Origin of the sequence: Bartonella sp. MR30HLJHH (genome assembly GCF_042194195.1) — a bacterium.
In the GTDB taxonomy this organism is placed as follows: Bacteria; Pseudomonadota; Alphaproteobacteria; order Rhizobiales; family Rhizobiaceae; genus Bartonella; species Bartonella grahamii.
Map to the genome: position 1 here is coordinate 118,241 of NZ_JBHIMO010000003.1, position 21,028 is coordinate 139,268.

The following is a 21,028-nucleotide window of genomic DNA, read 5'->3' on the forward strand; positions in this document are numbered from 1 at the left end:
TTTTTTTTGATAGTTAAGAGTATAGCAAGTGTTAAATCGATAGATCGTATTTTTTGTTTGGATTGATGAGGCGGATGAGTTAACAAAACAGTTTGGAGAATGTTTTTTTATATTGCCATGAATTAAGAAGACACCAATAATTGCAAGATGTTGTTTAGAATGATTTATTGTTCTTGCAAAAAAAATATACATATAATAATATATATATATATAGGGAGAGGTGTGTTAAGTGTGGGAGAGGAGAAGTTGGTTACGGGGCATTTAAAAAACAAGGGTATTGTTCATAAAAATTGGGGGAGGGTATCAGGTTATGTTTTTTAATGTTTTCCGGATCGGATACAACCTTCAGATTTGGTGAAGGTGTGTGATGTTTCTTTAGTATTTCAAAGTATTTCATTGAACTGGAAATGAAAGTGTGAAGAAATGGCCATATTGAATATATTCTCTATGATGCATTTAGATTAAACAAAAGCTTGTTCAAAAAAACATTGGTGCTGATCTTGTAACACAATTTCAGGAATAAAATAGAACAAAGTATCTGCGTGTAAATAAAAACATAATGAAGCATGCAAAGAATTTGAAGCTAACTTTTAAAATTTTAATACAAATGATAGCCAAAAGATAGAGTTACTTTGTTTAAAATATATGGTATAAAATATCGACGAGATAGATTTAACCTATTGAAAAAAATAAAAAAAGATAATGTTTAAGTCAGAAACTTTCTATGTGGATGATAAGTTATTACATTCGATAATGGTTATATAAAATCCATAATAAGAAAAATTTTGAACAGTATTTATAAATTTTGCAACAAGATGCAAGATTTGAAAAATAATTATATAACAACAGCAAAGCAAGAAAACAAGATATTAAGTAACATCAGATGAGGTGGCTACATTATATATTAGAAGTGAAAGCATTAATACTAATGTTATGAAAAGCGTCTGATGAATTTAGGTTATTAAATTGCAAGGAGTGAAGAGAGGTAAAATGCGTAAATACAGATGGTGCAGTAGTTATGATGTACCAATAAACAGCGACAGCACATTTTAGTGCACAGAATGAGAAGTTGTTAGAAAAACTATGAAAATAATGGGGGATTTATAATGTCTAATATTTACGATTGGTCTCTAAAGGCTGATGAAAATGCTTATTCAGATAGTATCATCAATTGGGCAGAAGGTCAGCCGCCTAGTTCTGTTAATGATAGTGCACGGGTGATGATGCAGCGCGTGCGTGAATATCTTGCAGATAATGGTGGATCTATTAATTCAAGCTTTATAGTAAATGTGGAAGATAAAACAACATTAATTACCTTAAAGACAGTTTCGCCTATAAAGAAATACAACAATGATATCGTCATACGTTTTAAAGCTTGTGGTGTAAATATTGGCGTGACAACAATAACCGTTAATAATATAGGAGAAAAGCCTATCTATAAAGCCACTGATGCGGGGATTATACCATTAGAAGGTGGAGAATTTCAAACAGATGGCATTTATGAAATGGTATATAATAATGGTGTTTTAATAAAAGAGCATGAGGGTTGGTATTTATTAAACCCTACACCACCAAAGATAGAAAGTTTTCCTTCTGGATTCATTGCAACATTTGCTATGCAAAATGTGCCAAATGGTTGGCTTTTATGTGATGGTAAGGCCTATAAGCGTGAAGATTATCCGCAGTTATTCAATGCAATAGGTGATAAATGGGGAAAAGACAGCAATAAAACTTTTAAAGTTCCTGATTTTAGAGGCATGTTTTTACGCGGCTTTGATAATGGTCGGGGTTTAGATGGTGATAGAAAATTTGCAGATGAACAACAAGATAGCATAAAATCACATACGCATATTGGGAGTATTGAAAATGCAGGCGAGCATGCGCATAATTTTGAGTATCAAGGGGTAGGATGGCCCGTTGGTGATATTGGGAGACTCCCGAATCATTATACTTATAATGCGACCCTTAAAGGGAGAACAGGTTCTGCTGGTGCACATACACACAAGGTAACTCTTTCCCATACGGGTGAGGCAGAAACGCGCCCTGTTAATACAACCGTTGTCTATGCTATAAAATCATGAGTATGTTTAAGTAATAATAATCTATACACCCTGATAATTTTGTTAACGCGGAGCAATTCCGCGTTATTTTCATATATATATATATATATGAAGAGAAAATCTATATTGTTAATACGATACTTGAGAGAGTCAAAAAACAATTTTAAAATGATAGAAAGAAAGAGTTAAGGATATAATTTATTATAAGAAAAAGAAAATCATGATTTTTTTATAATTGTATGATAACATAGAGAAAATGTGTAAAAATCATTCAACCTGAGGCATAAAAAAGTACAATATTTTTAACGTCTTTTGTGTAAAACAGCATACCCCTGTATGAATTAATTTATTTCGTAAAGATATCTCTCATCTTGTTGTCTATTTCTTTGCATTGCTATGGTATAGGCTTTACCTGTAAACGATAGTATTCCTTGAGTGGAATCATTGTTGTGCTTGTGAAGCAGCAGACAAACGCTATCTCTCTCCTCATCCCTATATTTCGCACTGTTTTTGCATTAGGGGGCTTATAAGAAGCGTTATTGAATTTATTTTAAAGTTTTTATTCAATAGTTTAATTATTTGTGATATGCCAACGAACATTTTTTTAACATAGAGAGAGAAAAGTAAAGAATATCATTATAAATCAATATTTATTTATACAAAAAGCTAAATTATATGTGTTATAAAGAAAATATTACCATTACAGCTACAAATAAATCTTTTATGGATGGGAGAAAGGTACTTGATTTCTACATGATCCTTAGAAGATATAAATAATACACCCCATTATTATAACAAAGGCATTTGTACGCATTTCTTGAATCATTTTTATAAAGATAAAAGTGATAGAAAGAGTGGGAAAACGCATATTTATGTTGTATAAATTAGTATTATCTAACAGTGTGATAGCAAAACAAAATTTCACATGTTTTTAGTTATGTAAAATCTTAAAAAATTTTAAACTAGTAGTTTTTTCCCAAAATATCTTTAGGGTGTTTGGTCTTCTTTTTTAAAATGACAGATGACAAAAAAAGCTCATATAAAAATAAAAAAATTCTTGAATATTTGCATGTTTTATTTTTCTATGGACTTTAGTTTTTAGATTGAAACCGATAGCTTAGAGATTTAATTTCATAGGAGGATACCGTTTGAGGGAGTATAAATGGGATATCTTCTTTAGGTAATTCAGAAACATTTAAAGAACAATGATAAACATCGCGGAGATTTTGTGTTGTCAAAACGTTAGTTGCATTTCCTTCGCAATAAATCTCTCCTTCCTTGAGCAAGATCATGTTATCTGCATAATGTGCAGCGAGATTGAGGTCATGAAGAACAGCAAGAACGCCGCCACCAGAATGGGCAAATTGTTTAGCAATATCCATAACGATGATTTGATGTTGAATATCGAGGCTAGCAATAGGTTCATCTAATATCATCCAGCGAGGAATCCCATTATGAACAGGTTTCCAGATTTGGCAAAGTACACGGGCAAGTTGTACTCTAGCTTGTTCTCCGCCTGATAATTGGTGATAATATAGGTTGCCATAATCAGAAAGGTCAACGCACTCTAAAGCTTTTTGGATAAGATTTTGCACTTTGGCTTTGGTAATGGTAAATTGGTTTACAGAAAGGCCAAGCCCTACAACTTCATGGACTAAGAATGGAAATACGAGCGTTGTTGATTGTGGTAGTACAGCGCGCATTTTGGCCATTTCATAAGTTTTTGTTTGGCATACATTATAACCATTTAAGGTTATTTTTCCACTGTAAGGAATTTCACCACTCAGAGCTTTGATAAAAGTACTTTTTCCTGATCCATTAGGACCAATAATAATGGTAAAAGCACCACTTTTAGCTTGAAGATTAATGTGTTTAAGAATCTGCTTCTTTCCGCGCTGAACACAAATATTTGTCGCTTCAATCATGAAAAATCTGTTCCTCGTTTGCATATAAGGATCCATAGAAAGAAAGGTGCACCAAAAAGTGCTGTTACAATTCCAATTGGCAATTCTGCGGGGGCAACAATTAAGCGTGCAAACGTATCAGCAAAAATAAGCAATGCTGCTCCCAAGAGAGCAGAACAAGGAATGAGATAGCGATGATCAGGACCAATGAGTTGACGTAAAATATGAGGAACAATAATACCAATAAAACCAATACCACCACTGACAGCAACAGCACTACCACACATAAGAGCAACAAGGGGAATAGCAATATTTTTAACGCGTTGAATATGAAAACCAATATGGCCAGCAACAGCTTCTCCAAGAGCAAGGGCATTAAGTGCTCGTGATAAAAAGGGAGAGAAAAGAAGACCAATAACGATGAAAGGGAGAACGAGCCATACTTTCAACCATGTAGCGCCTGCAAGAGAGCCAAGACTCCAAAAAGTGATATCACGTAATTGTTGGTCATTTGCGATAAAAATCAATGTTCCAACAACTGCACTGCTTAATGCGCCAAGAGCAATACCAGCGAGCAGCATGGTTGCAATAGAGGTAAAGCTATTATGCGTTGCTATTATGTAGAGAATAATCGTTGATAAAAGTCCACCAAAAAAAGCACCTATGATAACTTTGTAAGGCTCTAGAAAAGGTGCAAATGAAACAGGAAAAGCAATACCGACAACAATTGCTAAGACTGCTCCAAGTCCAGCACCTGCTGATACACCTATAATTCCAGGATCTGCAAGAGGATTACGGAAAAGCCCTTGCATAAGAACACCAGAGACAGCTAAAGCTGCTCCAATCAACAATCCAAAGATAACACGGGGAAGCCTTATGTCGATAAGCACGAGGTAATCACGCGTTTTACTACTTACTGAAAAATCTTGTGTAAGCATCACATGGAGGAGATCAACGAAAGAAACCTTTGCGGCACCATTCAAGAGCCCACCAAAAATACTGAAGATAAGGAATATTATTAAGCTTAATAATAAAATCTTCCCCTGCTTTGAACGGTTTATTTTTTTACCTTCTTTTGCTTCAGGTAAATGTATCATGGATGTACCGTCTACCATTTTTATCAGCTCTTACCGTTTTGATTTGCACCATAAAGTATCTCAATAAGCTCTCTTGATGCGTCTGCAGTGCGTGGACCAAATCCTAAAAAATACATAGCATCCATCTGTTTTATGGCATGATTTTTTGCTGCTGTTGTTGCTTGAACTGCCGGTATGGCTAAAATCTTATCAATGCTGGTTGATCTTGCACCATGTTTTACAAGTAAGATAACATCAGGATCTGATTTCAATAACGCTTCGCCATTGAGAAGTTTATATCCTTTATAATCGGTGATAGCATTGATAGCACCTGAAAGTTTTATCATACTATCAGCTGCAGTACCTGTTCCAGATGCCATGACGCGTCCATTTTGCACAGAGAAAACAAAAAGAACACGCTTTGGTGTTGTTACTTTCGTCAAAAGCGCATCGTTTTCTAAAAAATTACGCTTCAATTTTTCAATTAACGCAGCCGCTTGCACTTCTCGATGAATAGCTTGGCCAACGAGGCGAATCTTTTCTATCACATTTTCACGGGAGTAGTCTTCTGGTATGATCACCAGAGGTATTGATGTTTTTTTGAGAATATCAATTGTTGAAGCGGGACCGCTTCCTTCAACAAGTAATATGCCCTCTGGGGCAAGTGATAAAACACCCTCCGGTGAAAGAGCACGCATATATCCAAGCACAGGAAGCTTGAGCGCTTCTTGTGGGTAGACGCTTGTACTATCACGGGCGACAAGTTGATCTTGGGCTCCCAATGCATAGACAATTTCTGTAAGTGCTCCGCCGATAGAAACAATTCGAGCATTTTCAGGAAAACGGGTTGTAGGTTCAGCAATCACTTGTTTAGAAAAACAGGTAAGAGAGAGCAGTAAACATATAAGGAAAAGGTTTGATAACCTATGCAAAAGAGATATGAACATGTCTGACCTTACCTTATCTTAGTTACTGCTGTTTTCTTGACACGATGGTAAACCATTCAATAAAGAGCGCCAATCGTCACGTTCTTTTTGGCCCTCCTTGCGTACGCCAAAGAATTGAATAATCATCTCATCATCTTTATCGAAAACTTCAAGTGAGTTGACATACCCATCAATTGTAGGTTTGCGAACACGCCATACCTTCTTGATTCCAGAAACGAGTAAATGGAGGTGAAATTTCTGATCGAGAACATTAAGCCAAGGTCCCATTTGCTTAATGTTCTTTACTTGTCCAGTGAAAATTTGGATACATCCTTTATTTCCAACAAAACACATAATTGGTAACTCTTCTTGTACAACTTGTTTGAGCATCATCTCAACAGCTTCTATTTTTAACTCATCGGCAAATTCATTTCCGGCATGTTTTACAGCATTATGTCGATTAATTTTCAGTTCAGAAATAATTCCATGAAGTTGATGCACATCAGTCATCTGTCGCCAACGATCTCGGAACTTTTCAACATCTAACTTTGCCGTATCACATTGTACTGGAGTAGGAGCGGGAGAAATATCAAGTGCGGATGATTGATCTTCATGAAGCAACTTTTCAACAAGTGCAGCCCATTCTTCCATATTTGTTGCGTCTTGAGAATAGAGTTTGAAAATAGCAATGCCATATTGATCAAAAAATTGCAGACTTTTCATAGGTGTTCCGAGAATAGTCACGTCATGCTCGAAACCAAACTTCCACTGTTTTGAAAAAATACGCAAGTCAATTTCACCGAGTGTTATCGGAATATGTTGACTTTGAACAATCTTCTCAAAACATCCTGTTATTTCATGGACAGCATTTTCATTCCGTGTTAATGCCATGACTATTCCAAGTTTAGGAGCATTTTCCAAGAGAGTAGCGACATCAGCGCGTAGTTTTTTTGCTTTTCCAATTGTACAATAAGCCGCAATGAGTTCTGCTTCGGATATACCAATAGAGTCCGCAAAATCGCGGCTACGCATCTCTTTTTTTTCTTCACGCAAGCGAATAATCATTTCGGCTGTGTATGACATGGGCTTATCCTTATGTTACCTGTTTAAAGGTTAATTGTTTAATTTTTCAAATCAAAGAAAGTGAGTCGAACCACTATCGACTAATGGTCCAACTCACCACCAAATAAGCCCTTATTTTATCAACAATAGAACAATAAAAAACAATAAATTACAAAGAGCTAAAGCGCAAACCTCAAAATTTGTTGTTCAAAGAACAATAAGAATAGAAACGCAACAATTTATTCTTTATCGATATAACCTTTTTCATTGATCTAATGGTTAACAAAAGTGACTAAAATTTTTGCACGAACGAAACTTTAAAGTTGCGACCAGGCTGACTATAATAATCCTTCGGCGTTGAGCTTTCACCGGAAGGAAGATCTGATACATTCCAATATTTTTGATTGAACAGATTATAAACACCAGCCCTTATAACAGGACCCTTTTCACCAAAGGGCTTCAACCAACCTGACACATCAATAATATTATAACCTGGAATTTTTTGATAGTCCGATTCCTTAGCAACTTTATCACGTTTGGCAGATGAGGTAAGCACGACGTCTGCTCCCCAGATTTCTTTTGCATATCCGATCCCAGCAATCACTTTTAAAGCTGGAATTGAGTTAAGATATTCATCTTTATCAAGATCCTTTCCTTGCGAATAGGTAAGAGAAAAATTGCTATGGAATCCATCATTAAGAGCCAAATGTATTTTTGCTTCAGCACCATAAATACGCACATTCGCACGATTTGTATAATGGCGACGTCCCAATCGGTATTCCTCTGATGGCCCTATATCCACAGTATCTATGAAGTCCTTGTATTGATTGAAAAAGGCACTGAGTGAACCACCGAAATTTCCATTTCCATACCTTATGCCAACATCATACCCATTGCTCGTTTCTGCTTTTAAATCAGGGTTGCCCTTCGAGTAATAAGCAGGGGGTTTCATATAAGAGACGTAAAGTTCTGCAACACGTGGTGCACGAAAAGCCTGTGCCCATTGAGCATAAAGCGTTACTTGATCACGAACATCCCACTCCATACGTAATTTGGGAGAAAAACGTGAACCATTTCTTTCTGGAGGAAATTTGTCAGAAAGCAGAGCTTTCTCATAAGAAGACGTTTTCTGAGGGATATACTTATACCAATCATAACGAATTCCAGGTGTTATACGGAAATGGTTATCAGCAAAGCCAATTTCATCTTCAAAAACAAAACCCAAATTATAGCCATTTGTATCTGGTGAATCTGACCGATTAGCGGGTACAAAGAGGCACCCCCGTGCATTTTCCGGCAAGTGACAATTATCTTTCCCGAACAAATAATGATGAAACTTAGATGACACGACATTAGCGGCAAGCTTTAACGTATGATCTACAGTGCCAATATGAACTTTCTTGAGAGCATCAGCATTGAAACCATAATTGGTATTACGCAAAAAATTATCTCTCAAAAAATCCCCTTTGGGTGCCGAAACACGAAATGAAGTCGTAATATCATGACTTGATTGTCTTTGCCAATAAATCTGTCCACGAAACGCATCAAAAATAGCATCTTCATTGCCGTTATAGTCATAAGAAAGAGAAAAGCGTTCACGGAGTTTGTCGTCCTTCTCATAAACGGAACCAGGGGCATATCTGTCAGAAGCATTCAATAAATGTGTATCAATATTGTGACCAAAACGCTCTGCTGTAAAACCAAGCCGGTGATTGTCATCAAGGTATTGGTGAATTTTAAAGAGCAAATTATTTTGGTCAAAATGAGCAGGGTTTTTACGTGTGCGCTCTTCATAGCCTTCTAGAGTTCCCATATTTTTGCGCTCATGACCTTCCGCATAAGAACCTTGGAAAAGCAAAAACGTTTGTTGAGCACGCATTGCAACAGCTTGATCTACGTGCCAACTATTATCAACAGAATGATAACCACCTCTTATAAGACCACCCCAATTTTTTCCTTCTGTGATAAGATCTTCAGGATCAAGGGTACGCAACGCAACAACTCCTCCTAGTACACCAGAGCCATAAAGACTAGAATCCGATCCCTGAATAACATCAAGTGTGGAAAGCGCACTAAAGTCAAACATTGTGTTACCACTGTTCTCACGCAATATATCATTGAACCATGGAAGAACAATACCATCCATTGTTGTGAGAACACGGTTTGCTTCTAAACCACGAATGACAAAACTGTTATTGCTTGGGTTATAGCCCACGCTTGGATAAAGACGACTAATATCATAGGCATCAGTTATTTGTTTCTCACGAATATCCTTCGCGGTTTTTCGATCTGTCAGAATACTGACCGAATCCAAGGCCGTCCCTATTTTTTTCTCTTCAATAACAATTGGTTTGAGTTCAGTGACAGCACCTCCATCTTTATTTCGTGCAAAAACAAATGAAGGTATACAGACCGATAATGCACTTAAAATCACACAGCTTTTATAGATATTTTTTCGTCTTATTTGCATAACACATCACAACCTTTTTAAACATCCCCTCTCTGTTTTGAAATTTTATTTACATACAAAAAGGCTGGACCCGCTGATTAAAACTTGCCAGCCAATCAGAAATGATTTTGACAACAACATAAAACCACTAGAAAACCATATTAAACATGACAAAATCAGTCAAGAAAAAAGTTGCAATTTCAAAATACCCTGTTTTAATGAGATTGAATACCAATATTAAGTTTAAAATAGTGGCAGAAGAAACGATGAATTTTGCAAATACGAAGCAATTATTAACTCTTTGGATTGGTGCATTTGTTGGAGCTTTCTTTTTGCATGTATTATTGGGAGCGCAGTTTTATTTTCAAAGTACGGGTGTAAGTAATGGCTTGCTCTCGTCGGAGATTATGCTGACTTTTGTGCAAGAAACTATCTATCCGGATGTTGATACAGGCTTGTCAGATATTCATACAGAGCCAAAAGTATTACAGTCTGATCTTTTAGAGCAGAAGCCAGAGGAATTGGAATCCGTGGATGAAATTCAATCGGAAGAACCTCAGCATATGGTAGGACAAGATGACTTAAAGTCTTTGGAAGAACCCCTTCCTCAAAAAGTGGAGCATAAAGCGTTTATCAAAAAAATAATACCGATGCCAAAGGCTGTAGTAAAGCGCTCCAATGCAAAGGCGGTACGTTCTTCATCCACCAACAAGGGCGTTGGTACGGCAGGGCTTGAAGATATGTTGTTAATGGAGTGGTTAGCAAAGGTACAGTCACAATTAGAAAGGCAAAAAAATTATATTGTGGGACAGCGTACCAGTCGTGCAAAAGGAACGGTGAAGTTAGAATTTATGGTGCATGAGCAGGGGAGTATTTTTTCTAGTCGTGTAGCAGTCTCTGCTGGTAATCCGGAACTTGATCGATTAGCGATGGCGGCACTTCAACGCGTTGGTTCTTTTCCACCACCACCACTATCAAAAGTGAATAAAATAATCAGAGTATCCCTGATATTTAGCTGATTTTTTATATAGGGCGCTTATTCTTATAATATGTTGATTTATAATAATTATTTATAATTTGAATAAAAGTTAAAATATAGTTCGTTCGATTTTTTTGACGTTGTATCAATCAAAACCATTCGCTTACTTATGACACAAGTTGAGGGGGAGCATGGATATAAAACTTCTAAAAAGCAGTGAATATATTTCTTATGAATGCTCTAAATGAAAGGGCTGTTATAACATTGGGAGTTAAGGGATGATAGAGCTATAGCTTTTATTCAGTAAAGGTTAATCGTGTCTCATCGCTTTTTATACCATTCTTGAGAGGATTGTCGTAAGTACTTTTCAGATACACCGTTGTGAAATGGACTTAGAAACATTAAAATAAAACAAGAATAAGAATATAAATAAGAAAAACATACTATTTTTGGATGCTCTGTTTTGTGTGAAGGATGTGAGCTTGTATGTAAAAATGGGAAAAAAAGCAAAGCTTTATTTTCATCATTAATTAAAAGATATTGACATATTTAAAAGTCGTAAACCCGAATGAAAAGGGACGGGGTAGAAGAGAATTGTTTGCCTTTAAGGCTTTCTAACTCAATGAGTCTGTCTTTCTGTTATCAGAGATAATCCAAACGATATACATGATAACGTACTCTTATTTGGTATAGAAATGTTAAAAGCAGAACAAAATAGTCTTAAAATATGCTTATGCTATTGTACAAGATTTGAATATTGACACTAATAAGCAACAGTAAAAAAATGACCTATTTGTAATCATCTATGATATTGTCGTTTATGTTGAGAAGAAATGAACTATTTGTACGATATGTTGATTTATAATGATAATTCATCATTTTGTATTTGAAATAAAAGACCCTAATAGCGTAGGGTTTTCTCATTTTGAATTTATTGATACTGAATCAATTAAAATTACTTGCTTATACATCATAAGCAGGTTGGTATGTGGATACTATTTAAAAAGGAATAAAAACATTTCTTATGAACGCTTTCAAATACTATTTGGGAAGTTAAGGCATATTATTTCCGTCGACCAGAAAGCAGGTCGGTTTTTATATCTATTTTCCCAGTGAGTCTTGCTTTGTAGACACCATAATTTTCCATGACACGCATCACGTAATTACGTGTTTCTGTATAAGGAATACGCTCAATCCAATCAATGACGTTATCGAGAGATTGTCCTCGAGGATCGCCATAACGTTCTATCCATTCATTGGCTCGACGGGGACCCGCATTATAGCCAATAAGAGTTAGTATATAGGATCCATTAAAACGTTCCAATTGTTCATTGAGAAAATGGGCACCTAATGTTGCATTATAATGAGCATCACTGCTAAATTTTTTAGGAGACCATGCGATTGAGTATTTTTTTGCCAATGCTTTTGCTGTTGTAGGAAGCAATTGGAGTATACCTTGTGCACCTGCTTTTGATATGGCTGTTGGATTAAATTCGCTTTCTTGGCGTGCAATGGCATAGATAAGTGATTTTTCTTCTACAGAAATATTAGTAGAAGCTGGTATAGCTCCCAGAGGATGAGAGAGTGCACCGACATTTTTTCCCTGAAAAACAGCCATTTTTCCAATTTTGAGGCTAGTATAATAGTCTCCATTTTTTTCTGCCATAACAGCCAGAAGTGCTAATTCGCCGGGGCTTTCTATTTTTTTTCCGAGTTCTCTATAAAAAATTTTAGCAAAATCAGCATAGCCGGCTGCTTCAAGACGTTGAATTGCTTTGATCGCTTTTCGTGCACTAAAATGTTGTCGCTCAGCGGTTGTTGGTTTGGGAAAGGAAACTTTAAGCTTTTTTTGGTTGAGTCGTGCAGCGGCTAATTGACCATAGTAAGTTGCACCAAAATGAGCTGCGCGATGAAAGTATTGCTGAGCATTTTTATGTTCTTTTAGCGTTTCTGCTGTTCGTCCCATCCAGTAATATCCACGTGATGCAGAAAAAGGTAAAGAAGAGAGTTGAGGAATACGTGAAAAATGCTGCATTGCCAATTTAGGATTATGAAGAAAACGTAGTGCGTACCATCCTGCATGAAACTCAGCATCGATAGCTAATGCAGATGTTATACCAGTGTGCATTGCAACGAGTTGATAAGCAATTTTGGGTTTGTTTAAATCGAGCATTTCACGAGAAAGGGCGCGTTGTTCTTTCCACAATGAATGAGGGTTCATAAGGCGGAATACATCTTTTGATGTTTTCATCATGAGTGCTGCGGCTGCATTATATTGCTCTGTTCGTCGAAGATGGCGTATTCGAGCAAACTGAAAAAGAGGATCTTTTTGCCATGATCTCTCTACAGCTTTTAATTTTTGTGTAGCTCTAGGATCATTTTTTTCAACGGCCACAAAAGCATCAAAAAGAGATTGAGCATGGGCTAATTTTGCAACGCGTGCTGCTGAATCAAAACGATATGCATACAGCATAAATTGCATGCGTTTCAAATGATCAATAGGTTTTAATGCAACGCTTGCATTTTTAAGAACAAATATTTCTTCTTTTGCATTAAGCTGTGTTTTATGCCACCATGGCGCAATAACGTGTCGAGCACGAGTGGTTTGTCTCGTTACAATAAGTGCTTTAGCGAAGAGAGCCATTCCTTGCGCTGTTTGGGGTGGGTGATGAGAAAATTTTTGGATGATTGCGCGTGTGAGGTTGGTTTCGTTAAGAAAAGCACGTTCAGCATTGCGTTGCATCGTTTCTATACCGGGCCATCCTTTTAGCATGTTGATTGCATTAAATATTTCAGAACTTGGTATATTAGCTTGGTTTGATATCCCCAGCGCCCATGTCAAAATATGACGATCAAGGCTATGTTTTTCCATTGAATTACGAAGATTTATTGTTTTTGCAATATTGTTGTTTGCTAGTGCATCTAGCCCAGCTTTCAGTTGCTGAAGTGTAGCAGTATTGTGTGATGTCGTGTGTATCTGTTGAAGAGGCTCTTGAGCTCCTTTTTCGGTAAAGGGAGTAGGGCGCACCAAAGGGATTGGCGCTTTCCCGTGCAAAAGAGGTGTTTGCGCGGATGCACTTGAAAATAAAATTCTTATTGCCAGTATAAGTGCAGTAAAGGTTGATACGAAAAGAGAGGTGGAAAATACACGCATAGAGAAAAGACCTTGAGACCTTGCTTTTTGTAAAAACTTAAGGATTTATAGAACACAAGCATGAAAAACGCGTTAATATAGACGGTTTATTTTAAACAAATGTGCAACATTTAAGGAGGGACATTTTCATCTTATGAGGGCTTTTTTTGAAATTCATCTTGCTTCAATGATAGAGCAAGATTATGCTCTATTTAAAATTTATAAAAGGTGATTATTAAAAAAATAAAAGCGAATATTATAGGGAGTTTATCATGCTCAAGGGAGCTATAACTGCGCTTATTACACCGTTTGATAATAAGGGCGCAATTGATGAGAAGGCGTTTTGTGATTTTATTGAATGGCAGATTACACAAGGGATTAATGGTGTAAGCCCAGTTGGGACAACCGGTGAATCAGCAACGTTAAGTCATGAAGAACATAAGCGGATTATAGAATTGTGTGTTGAGCAGGTCGCAAAGCGTGTTCCTGTTGTTGCTGGAGCGGGATCAAATAGCACAAGTGAGGCTGTAGAGCTTGCACAATACGCGCAAAAAGCTGGTGCAGATGCAGTTTTGGTTGTCACTCCCTATTATAATAGACCAAATCAATCTGGTTTATACAAACATTTTTCTTCCATTGCCAAAGCTGTTTCTATTCCGATTATAATTTATAATATTCCTGGTCGTTCTGTTATCGATATGGCTGTGGAAACGATGAAAGACCTTTATCAAGATTTTAAAAATATCATTGGTGTAAAAGATGCAACGAGCAGAATTGAACGCGTTAGTGAACAACGTGAAAAGTGCGGGAAGAATTTTGTACAGCTTTCTGGTGATGATTGTACAGCGTTAGGTTTTAATGCACATGGAGGTATGGGGTGTATTTCAGTTTCCTCCAATGTTGCTCCAAAGCTTTGTGCAGAGCTTCAAACCGCTTGTTTTTGTGGTGATTATAAAACAGCACGAGAATTGAATGATCGCTTGATGCCTCTTAATCGTGCTGTGTTTATTGAACCTAGTCCAGCAGGTATTAAATATGCTGCTGCAAAATTAGGATTTTGTGGTGATACGGTGCGTTCTCCGATTGTTCCATTAACAGAAAGAACAAAGAAGATTATTGATGCAGCCCTCAGTCATGCTGGTCTTTTAAAAGCATAAAATGATATTGACAAAGCTATGAATAAAAAAAAGAACGCGCCCGTACGGAAAATAATTGCTGACAATCGTAAAGCACGTTTTAATTTTGAAATCCTTAATAATCTCGAGGCTGGTCTTGTTCTTCAGGGAGCGGAAGTGAAGTCCTTACGTTCTAATCATGCCAATATTGCTGAAAGCTATGCGAGTTTTGAGAATGGGGAATTATGGTTAGTAAACAGCTATATTCCTGAATATACGCAGGCTAATCGTTTTAATCATGAACCGCGACGTTTGCGCAAGTTATTACTTTCAAAACGTGAGATGGCACGTTTTTTTAATGCAACGTCTCGTGAAGGAATGACACTTGTTCCTCTTAAACTTTATTTTAATGAACGTGGGCGTGTTAAGTTGGAGATTGCGCTAGCGCGGGGAAAAAAGCTTCATGATAAGCGTGAAACGGAAAAAAAACGCGATTGGGGACGTGAAAAAGCAAGACTTTTAAAAAGATATGTATGACGGATGCGATTTAGATATCCTTTATTTATAGCTCTGGTTTAAAACAGTTTTAGCATTGATCTAAGTATGTTTTTGCTGCTTGAAAAATTTGGTGAAACATGGCGTCTGTCAAGCGTCCAGTATTTGTATTATAACGAGAACAGTGATAGCTCGAAAAGATGCGTAATCTGCCGATGTTATTGATTTCGCCGTGTCCAAAAGGGTGAGCTAAAACTTTTGCATTAAGGGCACGTATCGTTGAATGGTGCGCAATGGTTCCTAAAGTAATAACGGCTTTAAGTTTGGGAAGGTTTGTTAAGAGAGGTGAGAAAAAATAGCGGCACGTGTTAATTTCTGCACCGGTGGGTTTATTTTCTGGGGGAACACAACGAACAGAGTTGACGATTGCTGTATCAATCAGTTCAAGAGTATCGTCTGCTCTTTCTTCAAAGGTTCCTTGGGCAAAACCAAATTTTTTTAAAGTTGAATAAAGTAAGTGCCCAGCATAATCACCAGTGAATGGACGTCCAGTTCGATTTGCTCCACGTAATCCAGGAGCAAGCCCAACAATAAGAAGGCGCGTTGTGTTTGCTCCTTTATAAGGAAAGAAGGGGCGCACCGGTGCGTTATACCAACTTGGTTCTTTGGTACGCCAGTTAGTGATAAACTGATGGAGCCTAGGACATAAATTGCAATTTTTGGGTGGTTCTGGGCAAAGTGATGTTAATTGGCTATTCATGGTGTTAGGCATCAATCGTTTTTTCTATTTTTTTGAGTCTTTTATAGCGTATATGACGGGTTATGTTTTGATAAACAATCTATAATGAATATAAATAAAGTTTAATATAAACTTATTGCTAATTATTATGTACAGAGAGGTAATCTTTCAGTAATTTATTTGATGAATAAGAGTACAATACACATGATGTTCAAAGAAAAAAAGTTCTCTCTTTAAATAAAGATATTATCATAAAAAGTATACATAAGGCTGCCGTTATTGCAAAGGATTTTAAACAGCTGGTGTTCCTTTTAAAAGGATGAAGACTCCAGACAAGTATTTTGTCAAGAAAGACCTCCCCTTGTTTGAAGCCAATCTATTGGAATGCTTTTAAGAGCAGCTTTGATAACGAGCATAAATAGGTTATACATTTTTATAAATTTTCCAAGAATTTTCTTAAATAAGTTCTTTAATCAAAAAATATAAAAGTTTGTGTTGTTTTTCTTGTGTTTTATTTTGATTATTGTATATACTCTTCTATCCGCTATTAATTTTTTTTATTTGAGAAAGAGGCATAAATGGCCCGCGTAACGGTAGAAGATTGTATTGATAAAGTTGACAACCGCTTTGAATTGGTACTTTTAGCAGGTCATCGGGCGCGTCAGATTTCACAAGGAGCGCAGATTACGGTTGATCGTGATAATGATAAAAATCCAGTTGTTGCTTTGCGTGAAATAGCAGAAGAAACATTGTCTCCTGCTGATTTAAAGGAAGACCTTATTCATTCGCTGCAAAAGCATGTGGAAGTAGATGAGCCAGAAATGGCAAGTGAATTTATTACCCATTCAGGTGAAGCTGAAAGTGTTTTTAATACGTCGTCGCAAGAAGAAGGTACTTCATTTGATCATATGTCAGAGGAAGAGCTTTTAGCGGGTATTGAAGGTTTGGTTGTTCCAGAAAAAAGTGACGATTATTAATTGTGGCAATTTATATTACAGGAGTAAAAATACCTTGCCTGTAAGGAGCAGTTATTTTTCTTATCTTTTATTGATAAGACGTGTTCAATAAGGATTAGGGGTGTGAAAAGATAAAGGATATGCTCGTATGATGCGTCAGTGTGAGCTTGTTGGACGTGTTCAACGTTACAAGTCTGACGTAGATGAGGCTCTTTTAAACAGGGCCTATGATTATGCAATGAGAAAGCATGCACATCAAAAGCGTGCTTCAGGCGATCTTTATTTTTCTCATCCTTTAGAAGTTGCTGCTATTTTGACAGATATGCGGTTGGATGAGGCGACGATTGCTGTTGCTCTTTTGCATGATACAATTGAAGATACAAGCGCTACACGAGCAGAAATTGATCAGCTTTTTGGTTCTGAAATTGGGAAATTGGTTGAAGGACTTACAAAGCTTAATAAGCTTGATCTTGTATCAAAGAAAGCCGTACAGGCAGAAAATCTTCGTAAGCTTCTTATTGCCATCTCTGATGATGTTCGTGTTCTTTTAGTCAAACTTGCTGATCGTCTTCATAATATGCGCACCCTTGGTGTTATGCGTGATGATAAACGTCGGCGAATTGCTGAGGAGACGATGGATATTTATGCGCCGCTTGCTGGTCGTATGGGTATGCAAGATATGCGCGAGGAATTAGAGGATCTTTCTTTCTTTTATTTAAATCCAGAAGGTTATCGTACGATTACCAATCGTCTTTCTGAGTTATCAAAACGCAATCGTGATTTGCTTTCCACAATTGAAAACGAGTTGACAAAACTTTTTTTCGAGCATGGCATTAAAGCGAATGTTAAAAGCCGTCAGAAAAAATCGTATTCCGTCTTTCGCAAAATGGAAAGCAAGGCGCTTTCTTTTGAACAATTATCCGATATTTTTGGATTTCGTGTGATTGTTGAAACAGTGCATGATTGTTATCGCGCTCTTGGTGTTATTCATACGACGTGGCCAATGGTTCCAGGTCGTTTTAAAGATTATATTTCTATACCAAAGCAGAATGATTATCGTTCCATTCATACAACGATTGTGGGACCATCGCGACAACGTGTTGAATTGCAGATTAGAACTGCTGCTATGGATGAAATTGCTGAATATGGCGTTGCGGCACATTCCATTTATAAAGAGCAAGGTTCTAATTATTCGGCTTCGAGGTTATCAAATGAAACAAATGCGTATGCATGGTTGCGTCAAACGATTCAATCTTTGTCAGATGGAGATAATCCGGAAGAATTTTTAGAACACACAAAGCTTGAGCTTTTTCAAGATCAAGTTTTTTGTTTTACGCCGAAAGGTCGATTAATTGCTTTTCCTAAAGGAGCTACGCCTATTGATTTTGCTTATGCCGTCCATACAGACATCGGTGATTCTTGTGTGGGTGTAAAAATCAATGGTCGTATTATGCCTTTAATGACCAAATTAAAAAATGGTGATGAGGTTGATATTATTCGTTCACACGCTCAAATTCCGCCAGCTGCATGGGAATTTCTTGTTGTCACAGGTAAAGCACGTTCAGCTATTCGACGAGCAAGTCGTGCCGCGGTACGTAAACAATATTCGGGTTTAGGATATCGTATTCTCGAGCGTTCATTTGAATATATGGGAAAACAATTTTCAAAAGACGTTTTGAAGAAAGTTTTGCCACGTTTAGCACGTAAAGATGTAGAGGATGTATTGGCTGCTGTTGGGCGTGGAGAGCTGTTTTCCACTGATGTGATTAAAGCGGTTTATCCTGATTATCAAGATCACCGTGTGGTACAAAAGTCATCTTTTAAGCCTGGAGAAGAAGGTTGGTTTAATATTGAGAACGCTCAAGGTATGATTTTTAAAGTTCCAGAAAATGAAAAAAATGCAATGGTCGAGAATCATCAATCTAAAGCATTGCCTATTAGAGGAACCCGTGGAGATATACCCGTACGTTTTTCACCGGAAGGAGCAGTACCTGGAGATCGGATTGTTGGTATTATGCAGCCCGGAGCTGGGATCGTTATTTATCCAATACAGTCTTCAGCTTTGATGGCGTATGATGATCAGCCAGAACGATGGATTGATGTCCGCTGGGATATTGATGCCCAAATGAATGAACGTTTTCCTGCACGGATAAATATTTTGGTTGTAAATAGCCCTGGTTCTTTGGCTGAAATCACACAAATAATTTCTGCTAACGATGCCAATATCCAAAATTTATCTTTTATCCGTACAGCACCGGATTTTACAGAAATTATGATTGATTTGGAAGTGTGGGATTTAAAACATTTGAATCGTATTTTTTCTCAGTTAAAAGAGGCAGGTTCAGTAAGTACAGTACGGCGGGTTCATGGATAAAAAGAAAGATTTTGCAATGAATACACAAGATGTCATTGATATTTTTAAACAAGCAGATGCTATTCTAGAAGGGCATTTTATTTTAACATCGGGGCGCCATAGTGCGACTTATATGCAAAAAGCGAAAGTATTCATGCATGCTGACTTGACGGAAAAGTTATGTCGTGGTTTGGCTGAAAAAATCAAAAAATCTATCGAGGGAGAAATCGATTATGTTGTGGGTCCCGCAATTGGCGGTCTTATTCCTTCCTATGAAACTTCACGTCACCTTGGTGTTCCTTCTCTTTGGGTAGAGCGTATAAATGGCATCTTTGAATTGCGTCGTTTTGAAATCAAGAAGGGGGCACGGGTTGTTATTGTCGAAGATATTGTGACAACGGGTCTTTCCATTCGTGAGACTATTGAGGCGCTTGTTGCAGCAGGAGCAGAAGTATTGGCCAGTGCATGTATCCTTGATCGTTCTGGTGGTAAGGTCAATGTTGGAGTTCCATTGATTGCGCTTGCTGAATATGAGATAACCTCTTATACTAGTGATGCACTTCCTGCAGAGCTTTCTGTCCTTCCAGCGATTAAACCAGGCAGTCGAAATATTTAATTGTCTTTCTATTTTTTTTTGTGCAAAAGCTTAAAAAGATTAATTTGGATGATATAAATTATTTCATCATCAAAAGATGTGTATTGAGAGTCATATGCTTTTTCGTAGTCGAGAACCAATAGATTTTGTAACGCGTATTCGACTTTGGTTATGGCCACGTCGTTCATTTTCTCGCTCATTTTGCTACATACATAAACGTATCTTGCGTATATCAGCAACACCGCATGAAGTAGCATTAGGGGTTGCTGTTGGCATTTTTTTAGCTTGTTCCCCTTTCTTTGGGTTGCATATTATTTTGGCAATATTTTTATCTTGGCTTTTGCGTGCAAACTTTGCTGCCGCAATCATTGGGACGATTTTTTCTAATCCACTCACATTTTTATTGATTGTCATGGCTGATTATAAAGTAGGGTATTTTTGTTTATCACTTTTTAGCGATGTCAAAGAGATTTCTCTTTCGCAAATTCGTGCTCTATTTAATGGTTTGACATTGTCAAATCTCTCTCTCCTCTTTAAAGGCGCATGGGACACAATTATGAGTCCTATGATTTTAGGTGGAACTCTTTTAGGTATTGTTTTTGGTGGTTTATCTTATATAGGTGTTTACAGAGCAACGGTTCGTTTTAAACAAAAGCGATATCAAAAGATTATAAAAAAAAGGCTTTTAAAGAAGCGTTCATCATAAGAAAGATCGGGTAATATGGTATGATTGTTGGTCTTGGAAATGATCTGGTTGATATACGACGTATTGAGAAAATGTTGGTTCGCTATGGTGAGCGTTTTACCCAACGTATTTTTACGGATATTGAAAGGAATAGATCCGAAAATCTCAAAAAAAGCTCCTCTTCCTATGCAAAAAGATTTGCTGCTAAAGAAGCATGCGCTAAAGCCTTAGGAACGGGAATCGCTTGTGGTATCAATTGGAAAGACATGGGGGTTGTTAATTTGCCATCTGGTAAACCAATAATGCAATTAACAAATCGTGCGCAAGTGCAACTTCAAAAGTTATTACCTCCTCATCATGATGCAGTTATTCATCTTAGCATAACAGATGATTTTCCTTGGGCACAGGCATTTATTATTATCGAAGCACTTCCACGTGGATAGATGGTGTGAGAGATTGTGCTTTTGTTATTTGAATATTATGATGAAAAAAAATTATATC

Annotated in this window: 16 protein-coding genes; 9 read left to right on the forward strand and 7 right to left on the reverse strand. The window is 37.0% G+C overall.

The features are described from left to right. Positions 1–1,106 precede the first annotated feature (1,106 nt). A complete protein-coding gene (locus ACFIKR_RS03105) occupies positions 1,107–2,081 on the forward strand; it encodes a tail fiber protein (protein ID WP_375658796.1) in 975 nt (324 codons plus the stop codon). Between the two features lie 1,070 nt (positions 2,082–3,151). Here the strand turns inward: ACFIKR_RS03105 and ACFIKR_RS03110 are convergent. The 5 genes from ACFIKR_RS03110 to ACFIKR_RS03130 form a co-directional block, all read right to left on the reverse strand. Next, positions 3,152–3,985: a heme ABC transporter ATP-binding protein gene (locus ACFIKR_RS03110; protein WP_375658797.1), complete on the reverse strand. Its 834-nt coding sequence runs from the start codon at positions 3,983–3,985 to the stop codon at positions 3,152–3,154. Then, entirely contained in the window at positions 3,982–5,079 is a 1,098-nt protein-coding gene (locus ACFIKR_RS03115) for a FecCD family ABC transporter permease (protein WP_375658798.1), read from the reverse strand. The genes ACFIKR_RS03110 and ACFIKR_RS03115 overlap by 4 nt, the downstream gene beginning before the upstream one ends. Positions 5,080–5,084: 5 nt before the next feature. Further along, positions 5,085–5,987, reverse strand: a complete 903-nt coding sequence (locus ACFIKR_RS03120) for a hemin ABC transporter substrate-binding protein (protein ID WP_375658799.1) — start codon at positions 5,985–5,987, stop codon at positions 5,085–5,087. A gap of 18 nt (positions 5,988–6,005) precedes the next feature. Then, positions 6,006–7,049 (reverse strand): hemin-degrading factor, encoded by a 1,044-nt coding sequence (locus ACFIKR_RS03125; RefSeq protein WP_375658800.1) that lies wholly within the window; start codon positions 7,047–7,049, stop codon positions 6,006–6,008. Between the two features lie 271 nt (positions 7,050–7,320). Then, the gene (locus tag ACFIKR_RS03130; RefSeq protein ID WP_375658801.1) at positions 7,321–9,498 is read right to left on the reverse strand and encodes a TonB-dependent hemoglobin/transferrin/lactoferrin family receptor; all 2,178 of its coding nucleotides are present in this window, start codon (positions 9,496–9,498) and stop codon (positions 7,321–7,323) included. A 245-nt stretch (positions 9,499–9,743) separates the two neighbouring features. Here ACFIKR_RS03130 and ACFIKR_RS03135 point away from each other — a divergent pair, with 245 nt between their 5' ends. Then, on the forward strand, positions 9,744–10,496 hold the full coding sequence (locus tag ACFIKR_RS03135; RefSeq protein WP_375658868.1) for an energy transducer TonB: 753 nt from the start codon (positions 9,744–9,746) through the stop codon (positions 10,494–10,496). Between the two features lie 1,023 nt (positions 10,497–11,519). On the opposite strand, the gene ACFIKR_RS03140 is transcribed toward ACFIKR_RS03135, so the two are convergent. Beyond that, a complete protein-coding gene (locus ACFIKR_RS03140) occupies positions 11,520–13,610 on the reverse strand; it encodes a lytic transglycosylase domain-containing protein (RefSeq protein WP_375658802.1) in 2,091 nt (696 codons plus the stop codon). 251 nt (positions 13,611–13,861) lie between these two features. On the opposite strand from ACFIKR_RS03140, the gene dapA reads away from it, so the two are divergent. Then, positions 13,862–14,746 (forward strand): 4-hydroxy-tetrahydrodipicolinate synthase, encoded by an 885-nt coding sequence (gene dapA, locus ACFIKR_RS03145; RefSeq protein ID WP_375658803.1) that lies wholly within the window; start codon positions 13,862–13,864, stop codon positions 14,744–14,746. A gap of 18 nt (positions 14,747–14,764) precedes the next feature. Further along, the gene (gene smpB / locus ACFIKR_RS03150) at positions 14,765–15,241 is read left to right on the forward strand and encodes an SsrA-binding protein SmpB (RefSeq protein ID WP_375658804.1); all 477 of its coding nucleotides are present in this window, start codon (positions 14,765–14,767) and stop codon (positions 15,239–15,241) included. A gap of 49 nt (positions 15,242–15,290) precedes the next feature. Here the strand turns inward: smpB and ACFIKR_RS03155 are convergent, their stop codons facing one another. Further along, positions 15,291–15,959, reverse strand: a complete 669-nt coding sequence (locus ACFIKR_RS03155) for a uracil-DNA glycosylase (RefSeq protein ID WP_375658869.1) — start codon at positions 15,957–15,959, stop codon at positions 15,291–15,293. Positions 15,960–16,516: 557 nt separating this feature from the next. Here ACFIKR_RS03155 and rpoZ point away from each other — a divergent pair. The 5 genes from rpoZ (at position 16,517) to acpS (ending at position 20,970) form a co-directional block, all read left to right on the forward strand. Then, entirely contained in the window at positions 16,517–16,915 is a 399-nt protein-coding gene (rpoZ, locus tag ACFIKR_RS03160) for a DNA-directed RNA polymerase subunit omega (protein ID WP_273791104.1), read from the forward strand. 127 nt (positions 16,916–17,042) lie between these two features. Next, on the forward strand, positions 17,043–19,268 hold the full coding sequence (locus ACFIKR_RS03165) for a RelA/SpoT family protein (protein ID WP_375658805.1): 2,226 nt from the start codon (positions 17,043–17,045) through the stop codon (positions 19,266–19,268). Between the two features lie 16 nt (positions 19,269–19,284). Continuing rightward, complete coding sequence (gene pyrE / locus ACFIKR_RS03170; RefSeq protein WP_375658870.1) at positions 19,285–19,863, forward strand: orotate phosphoribosyltransferase; 579 nt, start codon at positions 19,285–19,287, stop codon at positions 19,861–19,863. Between the two features lie 94 nt (positions 19,864–19,957). After that, the gene (locus ACFIKR_RS03175; RefSeq protein WP_375658806.1) at positions 19,958–20,548 is read left to right on the forward strand and encodes a DUF2062 domain-containing protein; all 591 of its coding nucleotides are present in this window, start codon (positions 19,958–19,960) and stop codon (positions 20,546–20,548) included. 20 nt (positions 20,549–20,568) lie between these two features. After that, a complete protein-coding gene (acpS, locus tag ACFIKR_RS03180; protein ID WP_375635690.1) occupies positions 20,569–20,970 on the forward strand; it encodes a holo-ACP synthase in 402 nt (133 codons plus the stop codon). Positions 20,971–21,028 lie beyond the last annotated feature (58 nt).